This is a genomic window from Chryseobacterium sp. LAM-KRS1, from assembly GCF_013184525.1.
In the GTDB taxonomy this organism is placed as follows: domain Bacteria; phylum Bacteroidota; class Bacteroidia; order Flavobacteriales; family Weeksellaceae; genus Chryseobacterium; species Chryseobacterium proteolyticum.
The window spans coordinates 120,364-142,759 of the sequence record NZ_JAAOIZ010000003.1 but is presented as its reverse complement, the minus strand read 5'-3'; the positions used below and the strand labels follow the sequence as shown (position 1 = coordinate 142,759).

25 protein-coding genes and 1 pseudogene are annotated in these 22,396 nt (G+C 35.4%); 14 read left to right on the top strand and 12 right to left on the bottom strand.

What is annotated here, in order from left to right:
* Positions 1–7: 7 nt before the first annotated feature.
* The 3 genes from G9C87_RS08135 (at position 8) to G9C87_RS08125 (ending at position 2,561) form a co-directional block, all read left to right on the top strand.
* A complete protein-coding gene (locus G9C87_RS08135; RefSeq protein ID WP_172279975.1) occupies positions 8–910 on the top strand; it encodes an LpxD N-terminal domain-containing protein in 903 nt (300 codons plus the stop codon).
* A 91-nt stretch (positions 911–1,001) separates the two neighbouring features.
* Positions 1,002–1,874, top strand: a complete 873-nt coding sequence (gene sucD, locus G9C87_RS08130; protein ID WP_172279973.1) for a succinate--CoA ligase subunit alpha — start codon at positions 1,002–1,004, stop codon at positions 1,872–1,874.
* A gap of 18 nt (positions 1,875–1,892) precedes the next feature.
* On the top strand, positions 1,893–2,561 hold the full coding sequence (locus tag G9C87_RS08125; RefSeq protein WP_172279971.1) for a porin family protein: 669 nt from the start codon (positions 1,893–1,895) through the stop codon (positions 2,559–2,561).
* A 71-nt stretch (positions 2,562–2,632) separates the two neighbouring features.
* Here G9C87_RS08125 and G9C87_RS08120 read toward each other — a convergent pair whose 3' ends face one another.
* The 3 genes from G9C87_RS08120 to G9C87_RS08110 form a co-directional block, all read right to left on the bottom strand.
* Positions 2,633–3,943 carry an ABC transporter permease gene (locus G9C87_RS08120; protein WP_172279969.1) on the bottom strand — a complete coding sequence of 437 codons (1,311 nt, stop codon included), beginning with the start codon at positions 3,941–3,943 and terminating at the stop codon, positions 2,633–2,635.
* Positions 3,944–3,947: 4 nt separating this feature from the next.
* Positions 3,948–4,859, bottom strand: coding sequence for an ABC transporter ATP-binding protein (locus G9C87_RS08115; RefSeq protein WP_172279967.1), 912 nt, complete (start codon positions 4,857–4,859; stop codon positions 3,948–3,950).
* A gap of 106 nt (positions 4,860–4,965) precedes the next feature.
* Positions 4,966–5,316 carry a T9SS type A sorting domain-containing protein gene (locus G9C87_RS08110; protein WP_172279965.1) on the bottom strand — a complete coding sequence of 117 codons (351 nt, stop codon included), beginning with the start codon at positions 5,314–5,316 and terminating at the stop codon, positions 4,966–4,968.
* 120 nt (positions 5,317–5,436) lie between these two features.
* On the opposite strand from G9C87_RS08110, the gene hemB reads away from it, so the two are divergent.
* Complete coding sequence (gene hemB, locus G9C87_RS08105; protein WP_172279963.1) at positions 5,437–6,426, top strand: porphobilinogen synthase; 990 nt, start codon at positions 5,437–5,439, stop codon at positions 6,424–6,426.
* 49 nt (positions 6,427–6,475) lie between these two features.
* Here the strand turns inward: hemB and G9C87_RS08100 are convergent, their stop codons facing one another.
* From G9C87_RS08100 to G9C87_RS08090, 3 genes are all read right to left on the bottom strand, one after another.
* Positions 6,476–6,658: a bacteriocin gene (locus G9C87_RS08100; RefSeq protein WP_172279961.1), complete on the bottom strand. Its 183-nt coding sequence runs from the start codon at positions 6,656–6,658 to the stop codon at positions 6,476–6,478.
* 46 nt (positions 6,659–6,704) lie between these two features.
* Positions 6,705–7,433: a hypothetical protein gene (locus G9C87_RS08095; protein WP_172279959.1), complete on the bottom strand. Its 729-nt coding sequence runs from the start codon at positions 7,431–7,433 to the stop codon at positions 6,705–6,707.
* Positions 7,434–7,497: 64 nt separating this feature from the next.
* Positions 7,498–7,791: a TM2 domain-containing protein gene (locus tag G9C87_RS08090; protein ID WP_172279957.1), complete on the bottom strand. Its 294-nt coding sequence runs from the start codon at positions 7,789–7,791 to the stop codon at positions 7,498–7,500.
* Between the two features lie 104 nt (positions 7,792–7,895).
* Here G9C87_RS08090 and lptB point away from each other — a divergent pair.
* A pseudogene (lptB, locus tag G9C87_RS08085) lies at positions 7,896–8,621 on the top strand (LPS export ABC transporter ATP-binding protein); the annotation flags it as partial.
* Between the two features lie 339 nt (positions 8,622–8,960).
* Here lptB and G9C87_RS08080 read toward each other — a convergent pair.
* From G9C87_RS08080 to G9C87_RS20775, 3 genes are read right to left on the bottom strand one after another with little or no spacing between them, the layout of a single operon-like run.
* The gene (locus G9C87_RS08080) at positions 8,961–9,401 is read right to left on the bottom strand and encodes an Rrf2 family transcriptional regulator (protein ID WP_172279953.1); all 441 of its coding nucleotides are present in this window, start codon (positions 9,399–9,401) and stop codon (positions 8,961–8,963) included.
* Between the two features lie 6 nt (positions 9,402–9,407).
* Positions 9,408–10,112 (bottom strand): hypothetical protein, encoded by a 705-nt coding sequence (locus G9C87_RS20780; RefSeq protein ID WP_228456985.1) that lies wholly within the window; start codon positions 10,110–10,112, stop codon positions 9,408–9,410.
* Between the two features lie 8 nt (positions 10,113–10,120).
* Positions 10,121–10,477, bottom strand: a complete 357-nt coding sequence (locus tag G9C87_RS20775; RefSeq protein WP_317168545.1) for a globin domain-containing protein — start codon at positions 10,475–10,477, stop codon at positions 10,121–10,123.
* Positions 10,478–10,912: 435 nt separating this feature from the next.
* Here G9C87_RS20775 and G9C87_RS08070 point away from each other — a divergent pair, with 435 nt between their 5' ends.
* On the top strand, positions 10,913–11,992 hold the full coding sequence (locus G9C87_RS08070; RefSeq protein WP_172279951.1) for a hypothetical protein: 1,080 nt from the start codon (positions 10,913–10,915) through the stop codon (positions 11,990–11,992).
* Positions 11,993–12,172: 180 nt separating this feature from the next.
* A complete protein-coding gene (locus G9C87_RS08065; RefSeq protein WP_172280993.1) occupies positions 12,173–13,894 on the top strand; it encodes an ABC transporter ATP-binding protein in 1,722 nt (573 codons plus the stop codon).
* A 68-nt stretch (positions 13,895–13,962) separates the two neighbouring features.
* Here the strand turns inward: G9C87_RS08065 and G9C87_RS08060 are convergent, their stop codons facing one another.
* On the bottom strand, positions 13,963–14,424 hold the full coding sequence (locus G9C87_RS08060) for a carboxymuconolactone decarboxylase family protein (protein WP_172279949.1): 462 nt from the start codon (positions 14,422–14,424) through the stop codon (positions 13,963–13,965).
* A 77-nt stretch (positions 14,425–14,501) separates the two neighbouring features.
* Complete coding sequence (locus tag G9C87_RS08055; RefSeq protein WP_317168552.1) at positions 14,502–14,999, bottom strand: Crp/Fnr family transcriptional regulator; 498 nt, start codon at positions 14,997–14,999, stop codon at positions 14,502–14,504.
* A 170-nt stretch (positions 15,000–15,169) separates the two neighbouring features.
* Here G9C87_RS08055 and G9C87_RS08050 point away from each other — a divergent pair, with 170 nt between their 5' ends.
* Together G9C87_RS08050 and G9C87_RS08045 are read left to right on the top strand one after the other, a co-directional pair.
* Positions 15,170–16,123 (top strand): helix-turn-helix transcriptional regulator, encoded by a 954-nt coding sequence (locus G9C87_RS08050; RefSeq protein WP_172279947.1) that lies wholly within the window; start codon positions 15,170–15,172, stop codon positions 16,121–16,123.
* 14 nt (positions 16,124–16,137) lie between these two features.
* Complete coding sequence (locus G9C87_RS08045) at positions 16,138–17,238, top strand: linear amide C-N hydrolase (RefSeq protein WP_172279945.1); 1,101 nt, start codon at positions 16,138–16,140, stop codon at positions 17,236–17,238.
* Between the two features lie 85 nt (positions 17,239–17,323).
* Here the strand turns inward: G9C87_RS08045 and G9C87_RS08040 are convergent, their stop codons facing one another.
* The gene (locus tag G9C87_RS08040) at positions 17,324–17,815 is read right to left on the bottom strand and encodes a DinB family protein (protein WP_172279943.1); all 492 of its coding nucleotides are present in this window, start codon (positions 17,813–17,815) and stop codon (positions 17,324–17,326) included.
* A gap of 169 nt (positions 17,816–17,984) precedes the next feature.
* On the opposite strand from G9C87_RS08040, the gene G9C87_RS08035 reads away from it, so the two are divergent.
* From G9C87_RS08035 to G9C87_RS08015, 5 genes are all read left to right on the top strand, one after another.
* Positions 17,985–18,569, top strand: a complete 585-nt coding sequence (locus tag G9C87_RS08035; RefSeq protein ID WP_172279941.1) for a hypothetical protein — start codon at positions 17,985–17,987, stop codon at positions 18,567–18,569.
* 114 nt (positions 18,570–18,683) lie between these two features.
* Complete coding sequence (locus G9C87_RS08030; RefSeq protein ID WP_172279939.1) at positions 18,684–19,253, top strand: cob(I)yrinic acid a,c-diamide adenosyltransferase; 570 nt, start codon at positions 18,684–18,686, stop codon at positions 19,251–19,253.
* The gene (locus G9C87_RS08025) at positions 19,243–19,890 is read left to right on the top strand and encodes a thiamine diphosphokinase (RefSeq protein WP_172279937.1); all 648 of its coding nucleotides are present in this window, start codon (positions 19,243–19,245) and stop codon (positions 19,888–19,890) included. Before G9C87_RS08030 ends, G9C87_RS08025 begins: the two co-directional genes overlap by 11 nt.
* Before the next feature lie 103 nt (positions 19,891–19,993).
* Positions 19,994–20,866 (top strand): tyrosine-protein phosphatase, encoded by an 873-nt coding sequence (locus tag G9C87_RS08020; protein WP_172279935.1) that lies wholly within the window; start codon positions 19,994–19,996, stop codon positions 20,864–20,866.
* A 130-nt stretch (positions 20,867–20,996) separates the two neighbouring features.
* Entirely contained in the window at positions 20,997–22,388 is a 1,392-nt protein-coding gene (locus G9C87_RS08015) for an arginine decarboxylase (protein WP_172279933.1), read from the top strand.
* The last annotated feature ends 8 nt before the right edge of the window (positions 22,389–22,396 follow it).

Genomic DNA, 22,396 nt, shown 5'->3' with positions numbered 1-22,396 from the left:
TTAATGTATGAGATTCCATTCTCCACAAAAGCTTAAAACAATAGCTGATTTAATTGAGGCAAGATTTATTGGCTCCGAAGATTTTGAAGTGTTGGGAACCAATGAGATTCATAGGGTAACCCCTGGGGATATTGTATTTGTTAACCACCCGAAATATTATGACAAAGCACTGAATTCGGCAGCAACGGTCATTCTTATCGATAAAGAGGTTGAGTGCCCGGAAGGAAAAGCTCTTCTTGTTTCTGAAGATCCGTTCAGGGATTTTAATTTTATCAATACTCATTTTACAAGAATATACAATTTTACAGAAGAATTACATGATGTTGAAATTGGAGAAGGAACCAGAATTCATCCTTCTGCAGTGATTGGCAATAATGTGAAGATAGGGAAGAATACCCATATATTCCCCAATGTTGTGATTGGTGACAGGACCGTGATCGGTGATAATGTTATTATTCAATCCGGAACGGTATTGGGAGGTGATGCATTTTATTACAGAAAGCTGAATGGTAATTTTGATCGTCTTATTTCAGTAGGAAATGTTATTATTGAAAACAACGTTGAAATTGGTAATAATTGTACTATAGACAGAGGTGTTACGGATTCTACCATAATAGGAGAAGGCTCTGTATTAGACAATCTGATTCAGATAGGTCATGATACCATAATTGGTAAAAGATGTTTGATTGCTTCTCAGGTAGGAATAGCAGGATGTTGTATTGTTGAAGATGAGGTCACCATGTGGGGGCAGGTTGGAGTTGCATCAGGGATCAGACTGGAGAAAGGAACCATCCTTCTGGCCAAGGTGGGAGTGAACAGAGACCTGACTAAAGGAACCTATTTTGGAATGATTGCAGAAGAATTTCGTGAGTATTTGAAGAAAGAGGTAAAGCTGAGAAATCTCAAATAAACAATTCTTTTGGATTAGTCTAAAATCAAAGAAATTTAAGTAAATTTGTGAGCATTAATAAAATAGTAAATAAATTAAAAACAACAATAAAATGTCAATTTTAGTAAACAAAGATTCTAAAGTAATTGTACAAGGATTTACAGGAAACGAAGGTACTTTCCATGCTGGTCAGATGATTGAATACGGAACCAACTTAGTAGGTGGTGTTACTCCGGGAAAGGGAGGAAGCGAGCACTTAGGAAAGCCTGTATTTAATACGGTTGCTGATGCTGTTCAAAAAGCTGGAGCTAACGTAAGTATTATTTTCGTACCACCTGCATTTGCTGCTGATGCTATTATGGAAGCTGCTGAAGCTGGAATTAAAGTTATCGTATGTATTACTGAAGGAATTCCTGTAGCGGATATGGTAAAAGTAAAATCTTACATCGCAGACAGAGACTGTAGATTGATCGGTCCGAACTGCCCTGGGATTATTACTTCAGAAGAAGCTAAAATTGGTATTATGCCAGGTTTCGTTTTCAAGAAAGGTAAAGTAGGTATCGTTTCTAAATCTGGTACTCTTACTTACGAAGCTGCTGACCAGGTTGTAAGAGCTGGTTTTGGTATTTCAACAGCTATCGGTATTGGTGGAGATCCAATTATTGGAACTACGACAAGAGAAGCTTTGGAGTTGTTTATCAATGACCCTGAAACAGAAGCAGTAGTGATGATTGGTGAAATTGGTGGTGGACTTGAAGCTGAAGCTGCAAGATGGTACAAAGCAAGTGGTTCTACTAAACCTGTAGTAGGTTTTATTGCGGGACAAACGGCACCTAAAGGAAGAACAATGGGACATGCTGGTGCTATTGTAGGTGGAGCTGAAGATACTGCTCAGGCTAAAATGGAAATCATGAGAGAAAATGGAATTAACGTTGTAGATTCTCCTGCTGACATTGGCGTTACTGTAGCTAAAGTGCTAGGATAAACCATAAAACAAAACAATATGAAAAAACTTTTATTAGCCTCTGCCCTGGCTTTCACTACCTTGTCTTTTGCTCAGATTAATTTCAGCGGGACAAGATTCGGTATCACGGCAGGAGGAAACTATTCCCGGGTGCAAAATGCGCACAACCCTTCCGGTCCCCGATACGCAGTACAGGCAGGAGCCTTAGCTTTGATTCCTGTTGGAAAGGGAAACCAATTCTATATCCAACCTGAAGTTTTGTACTACGGTGCAGGGGAAACAGGAAAAGATAAAGATGTTAAAGGAAGAGACGGATATGATGCGGTATATGCCAATAATTATCTAAGTGTACCTATCTATTTCAAAGGATATTTTTCAGAGGCAGAATCTGAATTTTTTGGAATGATAGGCCCTCGATTTAATTTTTTGCTAAATCAAAATGTTAAAAATGTTCCTGTAAGCAGACCATACTATGATCCGGATGTAACAGATCCAAAAAATCCGGGAGTAAGTGGCAAAGCAAACAGTTTTAATTTTGGACTGGGTGTAGGAGTAGGATATAGCTATAAGAGACAACTCGAACTAGCTTTAAAATACGATTTTGGATTTTCAAATACCTATCCTGATTTGGGAAAAGAACCTGGTGGAACTAGCAAAAGTAAGTCTGAACAAGTTCTTAGTGTAAGCTTAAGTTACATATTCAACTAAGACAACACTTGACATAAAAAAATAACCCCGGAACCATGTTCCGGGGTTATTTTTTTATTGACTATATAGGATTAATTTCTAATCCATTTCCAAAGCTCCTTAAGCGTTGCTTTATTTCCATACATTAAAATACCGACTCTATAGATTTTACCGGCTAAAAAGATCATAAAAAATGTTGTCACTACTAACAGTGTTATTGACAGTGCGATTTGCCATGCAGGAACTCCAAAAGGAATTCTGGCAATCATAGCGACAGGAGACGTGAAAGGAATCATGGATAGCCAGAATCCCAGCGGACCGTCAGGGTTATTCATTAATGAAAAGCTGCCATACATCCCCAAAGTTAATGGCAATATAGCAAATAAGGTAAACTGTTGTGTTTCTGTCTCATTGTCCACGGCAGAACCAATGGCAGCGTATACAGAGCTGTAAAAGATATATCCAAGAAGGAAGAAAACAATAAATACAAAAATAATCAAAGGGAAATTAAGTTCAAGCAGACTATGGGAAACCTGTGTAGCGATTTGTGTTACATCCAGTTTACTTGCCATTCCTTCGCTTCCTCCGGGAATGTTTTTCTGAATAGATGAAAAGCCGGTATTCAATACCAGGGCTCCGATAACGGACATGGTAATCCAGATAATAAACTGAGTTAAAGCTACCATCGTTACTCCCAAAATTTTCCCCATCATAAGTTCAAACGGCTTTACGGAAGAAATAATGATTTCCACCACTCTGTTATTCTTTTCTTCAAGTACACTTCTCATGACCCGTACTCCATAGATAATAATGAACATGAAAGTTACGTACATCAAAACCATACTTAGTCCTGATTTTACCCCGAAAGTAAGGTCAGAATCCTCTTTATTATCTTCAGAAACATTAATTGTTTTTAAAGAGAAGCTTTTATCAAGATTATTGAGCTGGGTTTCCGCAATACCCAATTCTTTGATTTTTTCCTTTTTAATGACATTTGAAATATCTGAAACGATACGTTGCTTAGTATCAAAACCTATTTTGCTGTTGATGACAAGCCTTGTGTTTTTTTCAAGATCATCAAAATTATGATTATTCAGTTCAGGTAGAATAAGAATTCCATCCAAAGATTCATTTCCTTTTAGTGTACTTATCTTTGATTTTTCTTCTGCAGCAGGAATAAAAATATAATTGAGTTTGGAATCTGATGGTAGCTGATCCTTGAATAAGCCACTTCGGTCTACTACTTCAATGACGTTATGCGATTCATTGGCTTTAAACATCAGGCCTATAATTGCTCCAAAAGCAATGATCATAAGAGGAGCAAGTAAAGTTAATATAATGAAGGATTTCTTCTTGACCTGTGTAAGGAATTCCCTTTTGGTTATTAAAAAAATATTATTCATAAAATTAAGAATGATGGCCTACAGCGTTAATAAATACTTCATTCATGCTCGGAATTCTTTCGTCAAATGATCTGACTTTTCCTACATGTACCAAATCTAAAAGGATGTTGTTCTGATCACTTTCGTTTTTCAGATCAAAAGAAACAAGATCATTTTCATTTGAGAAATTAAACACCTCATATTTCTGTTTGAATGTCTCAAAATTTGAATCATTTACAGCAGAAAGGGTAATACCGAAGATGTTCTTTTTGAATTTTTCCCTAACGTCGAAAACTCTGCCATCCAAAACTTTTTTCGAATTGTCGATCAGTGCTACATAGTCGCACATCTCTTCTACACTTTCCATTCTGTGGGTTGAAAGAATGATGGTGGTTCCGTTATTTTTAAGATCAATAATCTGATCCTTTATTAAATTTGCATTTACGGGGTCGAAACCTGAAAAGGGCTCATCGAGAATAAGTAAATGTGGTCTGTGTAATACCGTAACCACAAACTGGATTTTTTGTGCCATCCCTTTCGAAAGCTCGGAAAGCTTTTTCTTCCACCACTGATCAATATTAAGTTTTTCAAACCATTTCTTTGCTTCACTGAGAGCATCATTTTTGCTCATTCCTTTTAGTTCTGCGAAGTAAAGAATCTGATCGCCCACACTCATATTTTTATACAAACCTCTTTCTTCAGGCATGTAACCTATATTTTTGATGTGATCGGGATTTAACTTCTCTCCATTGATGAATATAGTTCCGGAGTCTGCCTGGGTAATTTGATTGATGATGCGGATAAATGATGTTTTTCCCGCTCCATTTGGGCCTAAAAGACCATAGATGCTCCCTTTTGGGACATGTATGCTAAAATCATCCAATGCGGTTTTTTTTCCGGCATTGTAGGTTTTAGTAATATGTTCAGCTTTTAGCATTAAATTGTTTTTTTACTATTAGTATAAAAATGTCCCGAAAGTTACGGAATAATTAAAAGGACTACTAACGTAAAAGAAAAAATCCTGATGATTATCAGGATTTAATTTATTGTTTTACGATCTGGGTAACTTTTTGAGTGTTGTCACTTAAAATGTAACGGATCAAATATTTACCGGGTTTTAATTTTTCAATATTAATTTCTCCCGAATTCATATTAACCGCATAAGTAGCAACCTGTGTACCAAGAATAGAATAGAATGTAACATTTTTAACCTTCAAAGAAGGGTCTTTTGCTCGAATAATGAGGAAATCTTTTGCAGGATTAGGGTAAGCAATAAAAACTCCATCATCAGATTTTTGTGAGATGGAACCAGGCTCCCTGAGTTGTGCATTTAGATTGCTGGAAAATCCAACAAAAGTGCCTGCGAAAAGAAATAAAAGTAAAAGTTTTTTCATCAAAATATAATTTCTCAAGTATTTATAAAACAAAAATATAAAAAATCTACCACTCTCCAACATATTTTTTCATTTAACTTGTAGTAAATTTGCATAAACTTATTCAAAAAGTATTCCAAAATGATACATTCAAGAAACAGAAGGCTACGAGTAAATGAATCAATGAGAAGTTTGGTAAGGGAAAATGTACTTACAACTCATGATTTCGTAATGCCTATCTTCGTAATGGAGGGTGAAAACAAGCAGGAACCAATTGCATCAATGCCGGGAATATTCAGGCGGAGTATCGATCTTACAGTTAAAGAGTGTAAAGAACTGTTTTCTTTGGGGGTAAAATCTGTCAACCTGTATATGAAGGTGTCAGATCATTTAAAAGATAATACGGGAAAAGAAGCTTGGAACAAAAACGGATTAATGCAGAACACCATTAAAGCCATAAAAGATGCTCTTCCCGAAATGATCGTTATGCCTGATGTAGCGTTGGATCCTTATTCTATTTATGGACATGACGGAATAATCGAAAACGGAAAAATTGTAAATGATGCAACTGTAGATGCACTGGCAAGAATGTCTGTATCTCATGCAGAAGCCGGGGCAGACATTGTCGCACCAAGTGATATGATGGATGGCAGAGTATTAGGGATTCGTGAAGCCTTAGAAGAAAGTGGATTTACAGATGTAGGAATTTTAAGTTATTCCGCAAAATACGCAAGTTCTTTTTATGGACCTTTTAGAAGTGCTCTGGATAGTGCTCCAAAAGATAATATGGAAATTCCAAAAGATAAAAAGACTTATCAGATGGATTTTCATAATTCCAGGGAAGCTTTAAATGAAGTATTTAAAGATATTGATGAAGGAGCGGATATCATTATGATTAAACCGGGGCTTCCTTATCTTGATATTGTTTCTAAAGTTCGTGAAGCAATTGATCTTCCGATTGCTGTGTACAATGTAAGTGGAGAATATGCAATGGTAAAAGCGGCTGCCCAAAACGGCTGGCTAGATAATGATAAAACGATCATTGAGAGCTTAACATGTTTTAAAAGAGCTGGTGCAGATATGATCTTCACTTATTTTGCAAAGGAAGCAGCAATGCTTTTAAATAAATAGTTTTAAAACAGATAAATAAAAAACACCTCTATATAGAGGTGTTTTTTATTTATCCGAAACAGGCATTGTAATGAGGTTTTCCCGGAACTATAGGGTCTTTACCTCCATTGTCATAAACGCAGATATTACTTGGGCATAAAAACCAACCTGATGGGCAGTTGCCATTTGCATCGGGTGGTCTTATATTTCCACCGTTGATGGTTTTTAGATTTTTTTTCGTTAATTTTTTCATGATAATATTTATTTTTTTTAGATAAACTAAATATAGTTAAAATTTATCACATTATATTGAAATCTTTACCTTTTGTAAATTTAGCAGCAAAGGGAGCCTGGTTACCTATATATTTTAGAACAAAATGTTTCTTAGTATCCGTATCTAACTTTGATTCCACTTCAACGTCCTGCGTTTGAAAGCTTACATCAAGAACAGTTGAAGATTCTTTTTCTAAATAAATCTCAACGCTTTCGGCATAAAATAAAGAAGTACTCAAATAATTAAACTTGATATTTTTTCTGTACGTCTTTGTTTTATCCTGGGTAAATGCTGAATAGTTTTTTAAGATTTCAATTCCCGGAGAATCAATGTTGGTGATTCTTGATTTTGTTACTCCATTGACACGGACAGAAAAGTTTTTAGCATTTTTTATATTTCCGTTAACTCCGATATTAAAAAGAGAAGGCAGCGAAAGGCCGTATTCGATCATGCTGTCTTTTGTAAATTCAAAATCAGGAATCAGAGCGGGATGTTTCGGAGCATTAATCAACTGATTTTTTATAGTAGTCAGATTCTCTCCTGAAAACAGATACCCAATAAGATTATTGCTGGTTGTTCTCCAGTTTCTGCCATTCCATTCAAAAATTTCACAAAGTAAGGTGTCTGTGGATGAATGGGGAAGGAGATCCATATCCTGCCATTTAAAAACTTCCTTAGCATAAGGTCTACGGTCAACCAGGTTGATTCCTAAATCTAATGCAAGGAGTTCTGTTAATTCTTTGTTATTTTCCATAAAAATTAATTTGCTGTTGGTGCAGTAAATGTATCAAATTCGTTAGAATATCTGATGCCTGGATTTACAGCCAGCCTTTTTTACCATATACATAAGTGTCATCAAACTGTTTGTCACTCATAAACAGGTACAATATACCTTCAATGAAAGGAATGATAGAAGCTGCCCCAAAAGTAACAAGGTTTAAAATAATCTGAATAATACCTTCTTTAGTATAGCCAAGATAAAATTTATTCAGGGCAAGCCATCCTACAAGTATACCTAGTATTGCAGCAGGGATCTTTTTTTCAGAGCGATAAGGTACATGGGCCTGCTGATCCCGGGTATTTTCTGTTTTTGTATAACCGTAATTTTCCATTTTAGTATTTTTTATGATAAAGTGAATTGTTTTTAACATAAGTCGAAGAAAAATATGAGTAGTTACAAAATCATAACTTAAAACAAATTTATATCTTTGCGACTATGATTTTACGAGGAGAAAACTTAATCAAAGAATACGGTCCAAAAAAAGTTGTAAAAGGCGTTTCTGTACAAGTCCAGCAGGGAGAAATTGTTGGTTTGCTAGGTCCTAATGGAGCAGGTAAAACCACTTCATTTTATATGATCGTGGGATTGGTTAAGCCGACATCCGGTAAAATTTTCCTGGATAAACAGGAAATAACAACTGATGCGATGTATCGCAGAGCACAAAAAGGAATTGGTTATCTTGCTCAGGAGGCCTCTGTCTTCAGAAAACTTTCTGTTGAGGAAAATATTATGGGAGTTTTACAGCTTACCAATCTCTCCAAGCGTGAACAGCAAATCAAATGTGATGAGCTGATCGAAGAATTTTCATTGCAGCATGTTCGTAAAAACAGAGGAGATCTTCTTTCCGGAGGAGAAAGACGTAGGACTGAAATTGCGCGCTGTCTTGCTACCAGCCCGAACTTTATCCTTCTGGATGAACCTTTTGCAGGGGTAGACCCCATTGCAGTAGAAGATATACAGAAAATTGTAAGAAGTCTTGTCGATAAAAATATCGGAATCTTAATCACCGACCATAATGTTCAGCAGACTCTCGCTATTACTAATAAAACATACATCATGTTTGAAGGCAGGATCCTGAAAGAAGGTCTTCCGGAGGACCTGGCAAATGATCCACAAGTAAGGGAAGCTTATCTGGGTGAAAATTTTGTGTATCAGAGTATCCTGGATAAGCCTAAAAAGAAGAAATACGCATACAATATCTGGGCAGGGAATTTTGATTCGAAATCACAGCTTCAAAGTTTTGTTGATAATCAGTTTTCAGAATTTGATGATTTAAGGTTGATGTATGGATTTGAGGATATTAGTTTTGCATCGTTGGCAAATTCAGAGATAGAACACATCTTCAATGATGTGGTTGATAAAAATGCAAATAATTCATTTGTATTCCAGCGCAAAGAAATTACCTCCCAATATTCTCTGGAACAGGCGGAAGCGGAATCAAAAGAAGCAAGTAAGCCTGAGCTTCATTACCTTACAACATATCTTTACGAAGGTTAAGTTTTAATTACTGGTATGCTGGCTCGCAAAAATGATATCCCAATTATTAAAAACAAGATCAGATAAATAATGCTTGTTCATACTATCGATAAATGCCTGATAGGCGATGTCTAAAAATGATTTTAGCTGACAGTTATAAGACATAAATACGCACGATTTACTTTGGCAGTTGATAATCGGACTATCATCCTGTTCAAGTAGGTGAATAAGATCACCAAGCCCTGTCGTACGAGCCTTATCAGAAATAATGATTCCACCATTTTTTCCTCTTTTGGTAATAACAAATCCTTTCTGAGATAAAAACTGAACCACTTTAATAAGGTGATTGCGAAGAATATGCAACTTTTCTGATAATTCGTCCAATGAGCAGGACTGAGCCTTATCTTTTTTATTTAAATAGATTAAAACGCGCAAACTATAATCAGTAAAGTGGTTCAATTTCATTAATTGCTAATTTAAATGAAGGAGCTGAGGTCCGAATTCTTCGTAAAAAATATTTTCTCCGGCAATTCCTAATTGCATCAAAGAATTGTACTGCACTTTAATAAATGCTTCGGGACCACAAATATAATACTTTGCATTGTCAATAAGAATTTCTTCTTTCACTTCATGGAGGTTAATTCTTCCTTCATGTATTGCCTGGTCATCTTCTTTATTTTTATTTTCATAAAAGATGTGGGTGGTGAGCCATTCATTATTTTGTTCTAAATAGTCAGTATGATCTTTGAAGGCATGAACGGCTTGATCCCTGCAACTATGCAACCATACAACAGGGTTGCGATTGTTATTTTCATTTGTTTCCAGCATACTTAAAAGCGGAGTAATTCCAATCCCTCCACTTATAAGCACTAAAGGATATTCCGATAAAGGGTTAATGTGAAAGATTCCCGCAGGTGCACTCACTTCTATTTCGTCTCCAGCTAACTTAGCATGCATGATATGGGATACAATACCATCCGGATTAAATTGATTTTTCTCTTTTTTTACAGATATCCTGTAATATTTAGGAGTGAAGGCCGATGATAGACTATATTGTCTTGGTTGTTCATATCCCAGTGATGGAATATATGTTTTTACAGATATGAATTGACCGGGAAGGTATTCTGCAATTGGCTGCCCATCTTTAGGCTTAAGATAAAAGGATTTAACCTCCATGCTTTCCTCTACGATTTTACTGATGATGAATGTTCTCCAACCTGTCCATCCCCCATTTTTGTTAGGTTAGAACAATATATTTCGTCTTCGATAGAAATCATTATTTGGGCAAGTTCATGATAGGCTTGCGTCCAAGCTTCCAATAATTCGTCAGTAGCCGCTTTTCCTAAAACTTCTTTTATCGATGAGATCAGATGAAGTCCTACAATATTATATTGTTCCGGTTTTATATTAAGGCTGACGTGCTTATTGCCTATAGATCTTAAAATATTAATTAGTAAAGTTGGATTTTCAATATGTTCAGCATAGGCAAGCACTGCTCCGGCTAGTGCGTGTTGTTGCTTGCCACTTGTCTGATGACTCATGTTAAAAAGATTTTTGAGCTCAGGATTATGGTTGAACATTCTGTTGTAAAAATATTGAGTGAGATCTGCACCGTTTGATTTTAAAACCGCAACGGTTGACTTTACTAAGGCTTTTTGTTTATTATTCATCTTGTCGTTTTTTAATGATAAAACAAATGTACTATAAATATTTAATTGTTATATTTTAAATATAACAATTAAAATATGATATTTTACATACCTAGGAGAAAGGGTGTAAATTTTTTAAAGTACATTATTACTCTCCAAGAAAGAATGATAGCTAATTTTTAATATAGAATAAATTTTAAATTTATATTTTTCGTATTTTATATAAAAAGCGCTTTTAAATTGTTTTAAAGGCCTGGTTTTTGTATTTAATTGTGTTAAAATGATAAAATAAATCATTAAATTTCATTATTAATAAAAAATACAAATATGTCATTACAAGAAAAATTACAAAAACTAGCCAATGAAAGAAATGAACCTTGTGTAAGTATTTCATTAAATACCCACAGAACATTTCCTGAAAACCAACAAGACGAAATCATTTTAAAAAACCTCATCAAAGAAGCAGAAAACCGTGTTATTGATGAGTACGGAAAAAGACCTGCCGCAGGAGTTTTGGAAAAGCTGGATCATATTGCAGGGAAAATTGACCATCAGTACAATCTGGATAGTTTGCATATTTTTTTGTCGAACGACACAGAAGAAATTATAAAATCTACATGGGCTTCAAGAGGAAATGTAACAGAAGTGGAGGAGAAGTTTGCTGTAAGGCCTCTGATCAAGGCTGCAGTAAGAGCTCAGGAATATCTCATCTTAGTTTTAACGCAAAGCGGTACCAAGCTGTACGAAGCATTAAATGATTCTATTGTCGGGGAAGTCCGAGAGGAAGGGTTTCCATTTCCCCAAAATCCCTTTTATATTACCCATTCAGATGTGAGAAGCGATTCCAAACAGGTAGATAATCAGATCAAAGAATATTTTAACAGGGTTGATAAATCCATTGTTGAAATTTACAAAAAATCAAATTTAAACGTAGTTGTTATTAGTACTGCAGATAATTATAGTAAACTTCTTGAAGTTGCTGATATTCCTAAGATCTATATTGGGCATGATAATAAAAATTATGTATCTGCTGATGAGCATCACATTGTAGAGCAGGCTTATGAAATTATTAAGGCTAAACAAAAAGAAAGTCGTGCATTGGCTATTGAGGAAGTTAAAGAGGCGGTGTCTCATGGAACGGTTCTTACGGATCTTCAGGAAATTTACCAGGCCGCTTTGGACGGAAGGGGTGATCTGCTGATCGTACATCAGGATTATGAACAGCCGGTAAAAATGATTAATGAACGTACATTTGAGTACGTTGACGATTCTAAAGAACAGGGAGTTGTTGATGATATTGTTTCCATGATCGCATGGGAAGTATTTTCGAAGAAAGGGCGTGTTCACTTTACCCAGCAGGATGAGCTTTTAGAACTAGGAAAGATCGTTTTGAAAACCCGATATTAAAGAGAAATTTTTATAGCAAAAGAATGAGCCGGCTTTTATGCTGGCTTTTTTTATAGATTGTTTTAAAAAAGCTTTAATTTTACTAAAGATCTTATAATAATGGCGAAACCTTTTAATAGAACAGTTACTTTATTTGGAATATATAAACAGCTTATTCCATTTATCAGGCCTTATCGTTTGATGATTTACGGAACTTTATTCCTGACGTTTTTAGGAGCTCTTGCAGCCCAGGTCAATCCTTTGGTTTTGAAGTATACTGTTGACGAGGTAACCCTACTAACACATCTTCCACATCCTATGTCGGAAGGAATTCATGTGTTGGTAGTGATTTCCATAATATTACTGGGAAAAGAACTGTTGAATATTTTTATCAATTTCGGACAGAAATTCTATGGGGAAAAGATCCGGATCAATGTAAGTTCTGTTCTGGCTCAGTCAGCTATTGATAAAATACTGACGTACCGGGTTGCATATTTTAATGATGAAAACCACGAATCAGGAAAACTGCAGATCAGGATCGATCGTGGGATTGAAAGTCTCACCAAGCTTGTTCAGAATTTTTTCATAGATATTTTGCCTCTCTTTTCCAATGCGATCATTGCTTTGATCATCATGTATATGCAAAATGTATATGTTGGCATGGTATCCACCATAATTGTTCCTATTTATTTTTATATAAGTTCATTACAGGCTAAAAAGCTGGGTGGGGTTCGCAGGCAGCTGAGAAACCAGCGTGAGCAAAAGACTTCGGGCCTTCTGAACCTGATCAATTCGATTATGGTGATTAAAAGTTTTGTCCGTGAAAAATTCGAGGGTAAAAAGCAGTATGATCTTCAGATGCAATTAATGGAGAGCCAGATGTTCACCAGAAAAACAAATTTTATTTATGACGGGCTTAAGACTTTTATAGAACAGTTTGGGGTTGTACTCATCATTTTGCTCACCGTTTATCTTGTTCTGGACCAGCAGATGACAATTGGTGCAATTATGCTTCATATTATGCTCTTCAATAATGTTTCATCCCCGATACGCCAGCTTCACCGTATTTATGATGATATGAATGATGCAATGATTTATGCTGAAGGTTACTTTGATATTTTAAATGCTGACGATGAAAAAGAACCAAACGGGACATTTGTAGAAAGGGAAATTAAGGGAACATTTGAACTTAAAAATATAGACTTTACCTATCCAAACGGAACGAAAGCTTTGCATGATGTTTCTATGAAAATTGAAAATGGAAAAACAACGGCTTTGGTGGGATTAAGTGGTGCCGGTAAATCCACAATTATCAATCTTTTGTGTAAATTTTACCTTCCGGATTCAGGAGATATTCTACTTGATAATGTCAATTTAAATGATTTTGATAACACATTTTTAAGAAATGATATAGGTCTTGTACTTCAAAGAAATCATATTTTTCAGGGAAGTATAGAAGATAATATCCGGTATGGAAATATGAATGCCAGTTTTGATGAAATCCGGGAAGCTGCAAAAAAAGCATACCTCCATGAACAGATCCAGGATCTACCGGATCAGTATAACCACGATGCTACCCAGCTTTCAGGGGGACAACAACAAAGAATTGCCATTGCGAGATTATTCCTGAAGAATCCGCCAATTATTTTTCTCGATGAGCCTACTGCAAGCCTGGATGCTATTGCAACCGAACAGATCAAAAACTCTTTAGATGCCATTAAAGAAGGAAGAACAGTAATCATTATTTCACATTCTTTGTCTCAGATTCTGGATTCTGATAAAATCTATGTTATGAAAAAGGGAAGAGTGGTTGAAAGTGGAACGCACAATGAACTGGTTCAGGAAAACGGGACTTACCGTGAAATTTTTGAAGCATCTGCCAGAAGTCTGAATCTTGATAAATTGATGAATTCCTTTAAATAGGATGAATATGATAAAAAATGAAACCTGTAAAAGAAATACAGGCTTCATTCAATTAATGTAAAAGTTTTTTAGTTCTTTTGAGGAACCTGATAAGTGCCTACTTCAGCTCCGAAGGCAATATTTATCCTATTGTAGCTGTTGATCGCGATAATAGCCATGGTAAGATCCACCATTTCTGTTTCAGAAAAATGGTTGCTTACTTCCTGGTATAGGTCATCCGCAATTTCTTTTCCGTTCAGTCCGGTAAGTTTTTCCGCCCATAAGAAACCTGCCTTTTCCTTTTCTGTGTAGAATGGGCATTCTCTCCAGGCACTTACCAAAAATATTCGCTGCTCGGTTTCACCCTTTGCCCTTAATTGTTTCGAATGCATATCCAGGCAAAAAGCACAGCCATTCATCTGTGAAACACGAAAATAAAGAAGTTCCAGAAAGGCATTGTCAAGAGATGAGTTTTCTACATGATATCCCATGGTGTGAAGTGCATTTACAGATTTATTTCCCATAGCAAATGCGTTGATTCTTTGTGACATAATTTTGTTTTTTTTGATTAATTATGTGACAAATGTAGATTGCAATTAATTCAGATTTTTTTACAAATGATAAAAAATCATTTTTGCGCACGGATCCTGCTTAGTGAAACCTGGGTAATGCCAATATAGTCCGCAAGGTCTCCCAGGCTGATACGCTGGATAAGTTCCGGCTTTTGTTTCAGAAAATTATGATATCTCCTCTTGCCATCATCTTCCAGCATTTCACTTATTCTACCCATCATGTTAACAGGTGCTTTTGAATATAGCTTACTGAAAAGGGTTTCTGCAGAATGGTATTTTTTACATAAGTCGTCGACAACAGATTTGCGAATGGAGTATACTTCCACAGGCTCTAGTGCTACAAACATATATTTGGATGGTTTACCGGTAAGAAATCCGCTCAATTCCGTAAAAAAAGAATTTTCAGCAAAAAAAGTCATGATAAAATCTTTATCCCCATTATCAAAGAACAATTTTACCAGTCCTTTTTGCAGGAAATAAAAATGTTTACAGGTTTCATCAGATTTTAATAAAAAATCTCCTTTTCTGTAATTTTTTAATTCTAACTTTGAAATCAGTTCATCAATGACAGCCTGTTCAGGATCGAAATCCTTTCAATAGTCTGGATGAAATTGGTGTAGCTCATTAGTAGTAATATGTGATTCTTGGATATCTAAATATAGCTAAAATTGTTGGTTTACTATATCTGAAATTATTGTATAAAAGTTTAGAGTGACCGGATAAAATGAATGACCATTATCTTAAAAAGCTTGACAGGGTAACAGCAATTCTTACTCAACTGCAATCCAAACCTTTGGTAAGGGCTCAGGATCTGGCAGAAAAGTTCGAAGTAAGCATCAGAACGATCTATCGGGATGTAAAAACACTTGAAAATGCGGGGATTCCGATTGTCGGAGAAGCGGGTAGCGGATATTCCTTAATGGACGGATATAAACTTCCTCCTGTCATGTTTACAAAAGAAGAAGTTTTGAGCTTTATTACAGCCGAAAAGCTGATGCAAAAGTTTTCTCACGAGAGTTTGGGCTCTCATTACCGGACGGCTATGGAAAAAGTGCGTTCAGTGCTGAGGCATTCCGATAAAAATTTAATACAGACAGTAGAAAAGCAGGTTGATGTTTTTAATTACCATGCTCAATCAAAGGATTCTGTTAAAAATGTGATCCCCCTGATCCTTGAAAGTATTGCAGAAAAAATGCAACTGTCCATAGAATACAGAAGTATGGATTCAAAAGTATCTAACCGGATTATAGAAGCGGTAGGTTTATTTTTTGAATTTAATTATTGGTACATTATGGCTTTTTGTACGTTAAGACAGGATTTCAGACAATTCAGGGTAGACCGGATTCTTCAGGTTTCCAAAACCAGTATTCCTTTTTCAAAAGAGTATGGTGGAATTAATGATTATAGGAAAAATTCCGGTAATGATGTTACCAAAGTAAAATTGCTGGTAGATAAGAAAATAATGGGACATCTCGTTAATTCTAAAAGATACTATGGTTTAATAGACGAAACTGAAACCGATGAAGGAGTTGTGATGACCTTTGAAACGGAGTGGATCAAAGAGGGATTTCCAAGATGGCTGATTACATTTGCGGATTACGCTGTAGTTTTGGAACCAGAAACACTCAAAACAAAAATTGGTGAGCTGATCACGAATATTTCGACGAAATTACAATAACCAACTGATTAATTATGAAATTTATATTGATGCGTTCTATGCTGCTCCTGGCTCTTCTTCATTACGGGATTTCTTCCGCCTGCTCAGCATTTTTATTAAAGGGTAATGATTATTGTGTAATCGGATTCAATGAGAATTGGAAAACAATGCCGGGGATGATCGTCGTCAATAAACGTGGGATTACCAAAAGAAATATAAGCTGGGAAAATCTTACCTCCCGACATCTGAATGCTGAAAAGGAATGGCAATCATTATATGGTTCTGTAACCTTTAATCTTCTAGGCTATGATTTCCCTTGTTACGGTGTAAATGAAAAAGGTCTTTTTCTGGTTGAACTTTCTCTGGAGGAAACCACAAAAGTTTTTAATCCCACACAGCCTAATATGTTTTGGGCACAATGGATTCAATACCAGTTGGATAATTATAAATCTGTTCAGGAAGTGATAGATCATTTAAATGGCGGCCCTAATATTGATTGGTGGCCTAGTGCCGGAGGAAGCCACTTCTTCGTTACTGATGCTAAAGGAAATACAGCAACTATAGCTTTGCTAAATGGAAAGTATAAGGTGCTTACAGGAAAGGATATGCCTATGCCGCTTCTATGCAACAATCAGTATAAGGAAGATGTTGAACGGGTTCAGAGGTTTGATTTTTTAGGAGGCAATGAAAAATTTGATCTTGGTCAGCAAAATAAATGGGAAGACAGATATAGTAAAGCTTACTATATGCTTTATAGTTATAAGTATGATAAAAAGCCTGTAGAATATGCCTGGAATGTTCTTAATTCTGTATATGCGGGAGAATGGCAGACCGTTATTGATGTCAAGAAGATGAATCTTTATTTCCGGTCCGACCTTAAGAAAGTAGTTAAAACAATTGATATTACTCAACTCGATTTTTCAAAACAGGCCTCCATAAAATATTTGGATATTCATACAGATAAGCTGGGTAAAGTAAATGATGATTTTGAGGTGCTTACTTTAAATAAAAATAATGAGTATGTTGCCAAGGGATTTCCTATAGGATATGATAATAAAGAATTTGGAGCCTCAAGTGCCTTCGCCCAGTTAAAAGAGAACATTATTACTTTCTTTAAAAATATTTTGCCGGGTTAAAAAACAAAAGCTTTCAGAGAATCTGAAAGCTTTTGCATTCACTAAAATTAATAATTTGATAGAAGAAAAATATTTTTAAACAGAATTAAAATCTCTCCCAGAAAAACGGAGGTTCAATTCCTAATGATCTTAGATAAACATAACCTTGTCCACGGTGATGGATTTCATTGTCGATAAAATATAGGATATTCTGATATACCGGAAATTCATATTGGCCAAACAGATTGAACGTTTCCTGCATACGCTCTTCAGAAATCTGATTAAAATAATGGTTGATTACTTCTGTTTCTTCGTCCCATTTTTTCAGTATTTCTTCTTTTGTTTTAGGGTTAAATCCCTCTTCGTTATAAGCCTCCATGTTTTTTTCATTGATTCCCTTTAATGCCGGCCCTGCAATGCTGATAAGCTCAACTGCCAGTTTAGCAAATGGTCTCATACCTGCTACAGAAAATTCGAATAATTCTTTTTCAGGAAACGCTTCAATTACTCTTCTGGTCAGATTTCTGTGTCCTTGCCAGTGCTCTAATAATTGGTCTGATGTCATAAACTGTTTTGTTGCTGTTGCTGTAGTTGCCATAATATTTTTGTTTAATTTGTTATTGTTGATACAAAGATAAGAGCACGTTATGACAACAGTTTGTCAGTAGGATTTGGGGCATTAAAAATATTTTTTTCTCCTAAAATATCATTGCGTTTTTTACGTTTAAAAGAGAGATGTACCGGGTATTATTTATAATTTCAGAGAAATGAAGAAGCTAATTTTAGGAATTACAAGTGCTTTGTCACTACTATCGTGTAATAAAATCAGTGATAAAATAGATCAGACTGTACAGGAAACAACCGAAACAGTAAAGCAAAGGACCCAACAGGCAGTGGAAGAGAGGGTGAAAAAGACCGTGAATGAGTCCATCAAGTCCCTGACAAATTCTGAAGATGTTCAATTTAATCAGGTTTTTCCTGGTTCAGGGAAAGCTGTTGTATCTGATGAAAACGGGAAAAAGTTTGTATTTCCAAATGGCACTACAGGATATATTTTTAAGTATAAAGCAGACAAAAAAGATATCATTCCATTTCTGGAGTCTCAACCTACAACGGATGAAACCCGGTCCGATAAGGCAGCCCGAAAGGTAGACGGACAAAACATCGTAGATAAAATAAGTTTTATTGAAAAGTTCCTGCCTGAAAATACAATTGATAAAAGCATTTTAGAAGATATAAAGAATGTCAATGGTATCGAGTATTATAAATTAAAGCGGTTTCCCAATAAAAGTACCATTATTTATAATTCTAAAAACAAGACAGTGTTGCAATATGTTGAGGTAGATAAATAATTTGAAGATGGCTGGTTTTTACCGGTCATTTTTATATTAGCAGGATTACAAAACAAGATAAGAAACAAACCCGTAAGTATTGTAAAGCTAATTTTAAAAAAGTAATTTAGTCGTATGAAAATTTATACAAAAACAGGAGATAAAGGACAAACCGCTCTTTATGGAGGAACAAGAGTTTCCAAGGCCAGCGCCAGAGTAGAAAGTTATGGTAATATCGATGAGTTGAATTCTTTTATTGGCATTGCAAAAAGTCATATTGAAGATGTTGAGGTTTTAAAGCAATTGAAGAAAATTCAGTTTGATTTATTTACTGTGGGCTCTGAAGCAGCAACTCCGGTTGATAAATTAATGCTTGCCAATGGAAAATCCAGGCTTCCGTTGATTATTTCAGAAAATGAGATTGAAGAATTAGAGCATTGGATGGATGATTTTGATACCCAGCTGGAGCCTCTTCAATATTTTATACTTCCCGGTGGCGGAAAATCTGCGACATTTCTTCATGCAGCAAGAACAATCTGCAGAAGGGCAGAACGTTCTCTGGTTTTCCTGAATGAAGCTGAAGAGGTTCGTCCTGAATTAATTAAATATCTCAACAGGCTTTCAGATTATCTTTTTGTTCTTGCCCGGTATATTTCAAAACTAAATAACGAACCGGAAGAATACTGGAATCCGAATGAAAGATAAAGTATTACTTTTTATTAACGGAGAACCTCCCAAATCCTTTCCTGATTTATCCGGATATGATTTAATTGCATGTACGGATGGTGCTTTTCATTACTTAAAAGAGAAAAGATTTCCTTTAGATAAATTGGACTTCATTTCCGGTGATTTTGATTCACACACAGGATCTGATGAAGAGGTATATCAGGAAAAATTTATTCTCACCCTGGATCAGGATAAAACAGACTTTCATAAAGCTCTGGAAATTATTTTGGATAAAGGATTTCGCGCTATAGATGTTTTTGGGGCCAGTGGTGGTGAGCAGGACCATTTCTTAGGAAACCTTACGGTTGCTTATACCTTTAAAGACAGATTGGAGATAAGATTTTATGATGAATTTTCTGAATATTATTTTATTCCTAAAGATTTTACAGTGCAAAAGGTGAAGAATAGAATGATTTCTTTATATCCTTTCCCTATTGTGGAAAATATAACAACAAAAGGATTGAACTGGCCTCTTACAAATGGTAGCTTAAGCATTACTTCAAGGATCGGAACCCGAAATTTTGCTGTTGAAGATGAAGTATCCGTTCACTATGAATCCGGCGATTTGTTGTTTTTTGTAGGACGCGATGATATAGAATATCCACCAATATATTAAGCTGATGTTTGTTTTTAGAATGATAAGCTGAATACCTTTGAAATTGAGTATTCGGAGAAACTTTTGTATCTTGTATCGACATCGACTTAATTTTTCTAGAATATTGAAGAAATTACTTAAAATACTATTCCTTTTTATTGTACTATTCTGTGCTTTTTCCTGTAAAACACAGAACTTCACTGCACCCGAGTATGGAAAAAGCCAGGCTGAAAATGCGGGAGTGAAAAAAGTACATAATTTCCGGACATTGGAAGAAATGAAAAATGTTGACGGGAGAACATTACGAAAAGGTGTTTTTTACAGGAGCGGGCATCTTAATAAGCTTAAGAAAAAATCATTTGACACGATTAACAAACTGGGAATAGCGGAAGTGATCGATCTCAGAAATGAAAAAGAAATCGGTCTGAAGCCTGATCATCTACCTGCTCAGCTTAGCTATAAAAAATACTCAGCATTTGAAGATCAGGGAGACCAGCTATCACAAGCCAGAAAACTGGTTTTAAAGGGAAAGGTAAATTCTGCCGATGCTGATAAAAGAATGGTTGACTTTTATCGTGAATATGTAACCGAAAATCCGGCAACAATCAAAAAGATTATTAGTGAAATTTTGGATTCAGATCAACCTGTTTTATATCACTGCACGGCAGGGAAAGACAGGACAGGTATTATTACTGCTCTTATTCTGACCATTTTAAAGTTTGATAAAGCAACAATTTATAATGATTATCTGATGTCTAACAACTACAGGGAAGATATGGTTATGAAGCGATTAAAGCTGGCTGGAAACCTGCATTTTCTATATCCTAAAATGGATATCAAAGTATTGGAAAAGCTCAGCTGGGTAGAGAGGAATTATCTGGATTCTGCATTTAATGAAATTGATAAGAAATACGGCTCTGTAGATGTATATATTCAACAAGTGCTGGAGATTTCTGATGATAAAAGACAATTCTATATTCGTAAGTTTACATATTAATAAACGGTGAATTAGCGGGTGCTGATTTCGATAGAGCCTTTCATGAAGATCAAATAAAATTATAATAATTTTAACATCAAAAAATCAAACTTTTTTAGCAATTTTGCATTCTTAATTCACTTGCTAAAAAATGAAAATAAAATACTCGGAACTTATTGATCAGACGTTATATTTTCCAACAGAAGAATTTAACGTTTCTGAAAACAATTTGTTGTTTCACGATATTCCTTTGATGGATGTTGTTGAAAAGTTTGGAACTCCTTTAAAGGTTAGTTACCTCCCGAAGATTTCTCAGAATATTCAGAAAGCAAAAGGCTGGTTCAAGGAGGCTTTTGAGAAAATCGAATATAAGAAAAATTACAGATATTGTTACTGTACGAAATCCAGTCATTTTAATTTTGTTATTGAAGAAGCTCTGAAGAATGATATTTCTATTGAAACATCTTCCGCTTATGATATGGATATTGTAAGGTCTCTTTACAAAAAAGGTAAAGTAGATAAAAATATTGAAGTAATCTGTAATGGATTCAAAACAGATGATTATCTGGCAAAAATTTCGGAGATGATCAATAATGGTTTTGAAAATATTACTCCGATCCTTGATAATTACAGGGAACTAGACAAACTTACAGAGAGTATAGATACTACTTTTGATATAGGGATCAGAATTGCTTCCGAGGAAGAACCGAAATTCGAATTTTATACATCCAGATTAGGAATAGGATATAAAGACATTATTCCTTATTACAGTCAGAAAATTGCTGAGCACCCGAATGCGCGATTGAAAATGCTTCACTTTTTCATCAATACAGGGATCAAAGATACTGCGTATTACTGGAATGAATTATATAAATGTCTTCGTGTATATGCACGTTTGAAGAAAATTGCTCCGGAGGTGGATTCTTTGAACATCGGAGGAGGTTTCCCGATTAAGACTTCTTTGAACTTTGATTACGATTACCAGTATATGGTTGAAGAGATCGTTTCCCAGATTAAAAAATTCTGTGAAGAAGAAGGAGTAGAGGAACCGAATATTTATACTGAATTTGGAAGTTTCACGGTAGGAGAAAGTGGAGCTAACCTCTATAAAATTATTTCGCAAAAACGTCAGAACGACAGAGAGAAGTGGAACATGATCGATTCTTCATTCATGACGACACTTCCTGATACATGGGCGATTTCAAGACACTTTATCATGCTTCCTCTGAATCGTTGGGAAGATACTTATGAAAGAGTATTTCTGGGAGGCTTAACGTGTGATTCGGATGATTATTATAATTCCGAACAGCATACCAATGCAATCTACCTGCCTGTTTTCAGTGATACAAAACCTCTATATATTGGCTTCTTCCATACAGGAGCTTATCAGGAAACGATTGGAGGATACGGAGGAGTGCATCATTGCTTAATGCCTCAGCCAAGACATATTCTGATTCAGAAAGATGAAAACGGAGAGTTTCAATATGAAATATTCCGTGAAAGACAGGAGCCGGAAGATGTTTTAAAACTTTTGGGATACTAACGCTCCTC

Bases quoted from the DNA above. Each gene is read 5' to 3' on its own strand.
- G9C87_RS08070 (WP_172279951.1), top strand. From the start codon at position 10,913: ATGTCATTACAAGAAAAATTACAAAAACTAGCCAATGAAAGAAATGAA.
- G9C87_RS08030 (WP_172279939.1), top strand. From the start codon at position 18,684: ATGAAAATTTATACAAAAACAGGAGATAAAGGACAAACCGCTCTTTAT.
- G9C87_RS08040 (WP_172279943.1), bottom strand. From the start codon at position 17,815: ATGGCAACTACAGCAACAGCAACAAAACAGTTTATGACATCAGACCAA.
- G9C87_RS08125 (WP_172279971.1), top strand. From the start codon at position 1,893: ATGAAAAAACTTTTATTAGCCTCTGCCCTGGCTTTCACTACCTTGTCT.
- G9C87_RS08120 (WP_172279969.1), bottom strand. From the start codon at position 3,943: ATGAATAATATTTTTTTAATAACCAAAAGGGAATTCCTTACACAGGTC.
- sucD (WP_172279973.1), top strand. From the start codon at position 1,002: ATGTCAATTTTAGTAAACAAAGATTCTAAAGTAATTGTACAAGGATTT.
- G9C87_RS08035 (WP_172279941.1), top strand. From the start codon at position 17,985: ATGAAGAAGCTAATTTTAGGAATTACAAGTGCTTTGTCACTACTATCG.
- G9C87_RS20775 (WP_317168545.1), bottom strand. From the start codon at position 10,477: ATGAGTCATCAGACAAGTGGCAAGCAACAACACGCACTAGCCGGAGCA.
- G9C87_RS08135 (WP_172279975.1), top strand. From the start codon at position 8: ATGAGATTCCATTCTCCACAAAAGCTTAAAACAATAGCTGATTTAATT.
- G9C87_RS08060 (WP_172279949.1), bottom strand. From the start codon at position 14,424: ATGTCACAAAGAATCAACGCATTTGCTATGGGAAATAAATCTGTAAAT.
- G9C87_RS08015 (WP_172279933.1), top strand. From the start codon at position 20,997: ATGAAAATAAAATACTCGGAACTTATTGATCAGACGTTATATTTTCCA.
- G9C87_RS08115 (WP_172279967.1), bottom strand. From the start codon at position 4,859: ATGCTAAAAGCTGAACATATTACTAAAACCTACAATGCCGGAAAAAAA.
- hemB (WP_172279963.1), top strand. From the start codon at position 5,437: ATGATACATTCAAGAAACAGAAGGCTACGAGTAAATGAATCAATGAGA.
- G9C87_RS08065 (WP_172280993.1), top strand. From the start codon at position 12,173: ATGATTTACGGAACTTTATTCCTGACGTTTTTAGGAGCTCTTGCAGCC.
- G9C87_RS08090 (WP_172279957.1), bottom strand. From the start codon at position 7,791: ATGGAAAATTACGGTTATACAAAAACAGAAAATACCCGGGATCAGCAG.
- G9C87_RS08025 (WP_172279937.1), top strand. From the start codon at position 19,243: ATGAAAGATAAAGTATTACTTTTTATTAACGGAGAACCTCCCAAATCC.
- G9C87_RS20780 (WP_228456985.1), bottom strand. From the start codon at position 10,112: ATGGAGGTTAAATCCTTTTATCTTAAGCCTAAAGATGGGCAGCCAATT.
- G9C87_RS08045 (WP_172279945.1), top strand. From the start codon at position 16,138: ATGAAATTTATATTGATGCGTTCTATGCTGCTCCTGGCTCTTCTTCAT.
- G9C87_RS08095 (WP_172279959.1), bottom strand. From the start codon at position 7,433: ATGGAAAATAACAAAGAATTAACAGAACTCCTTGCATTAGATTTAGGA.
- G9C87_RS08050 (WP_172279947.1), top strand. From the start codon at position 15,170: ATGAATGACCATTATCTTAAAAAGCTTGACAGGGTAACAGCAATTCTT.
- G9C87_RS08100 (WP_172279961.1), bottom strand. From the start codon at position 6,658: ATGAAAAAATTAACGAAAAAAAATCTAAAAACCATCAACGGTGGAAAT.
- G9C87_RS08080 (WP_172279953.1), bottom strand. From the start codon at position 9,401: ATGAAATTGAACCACTTTACTGATTATAGTTTGCGCGTTTTAATCTAT.
- G9C87_RS08110 (WP_172279965.1), bottom strand. From the start codon at position 5,316: ATGAAAAAACTTTTACTTTTATTTCTTTTCGCAGGCACTTTTGTTGGA.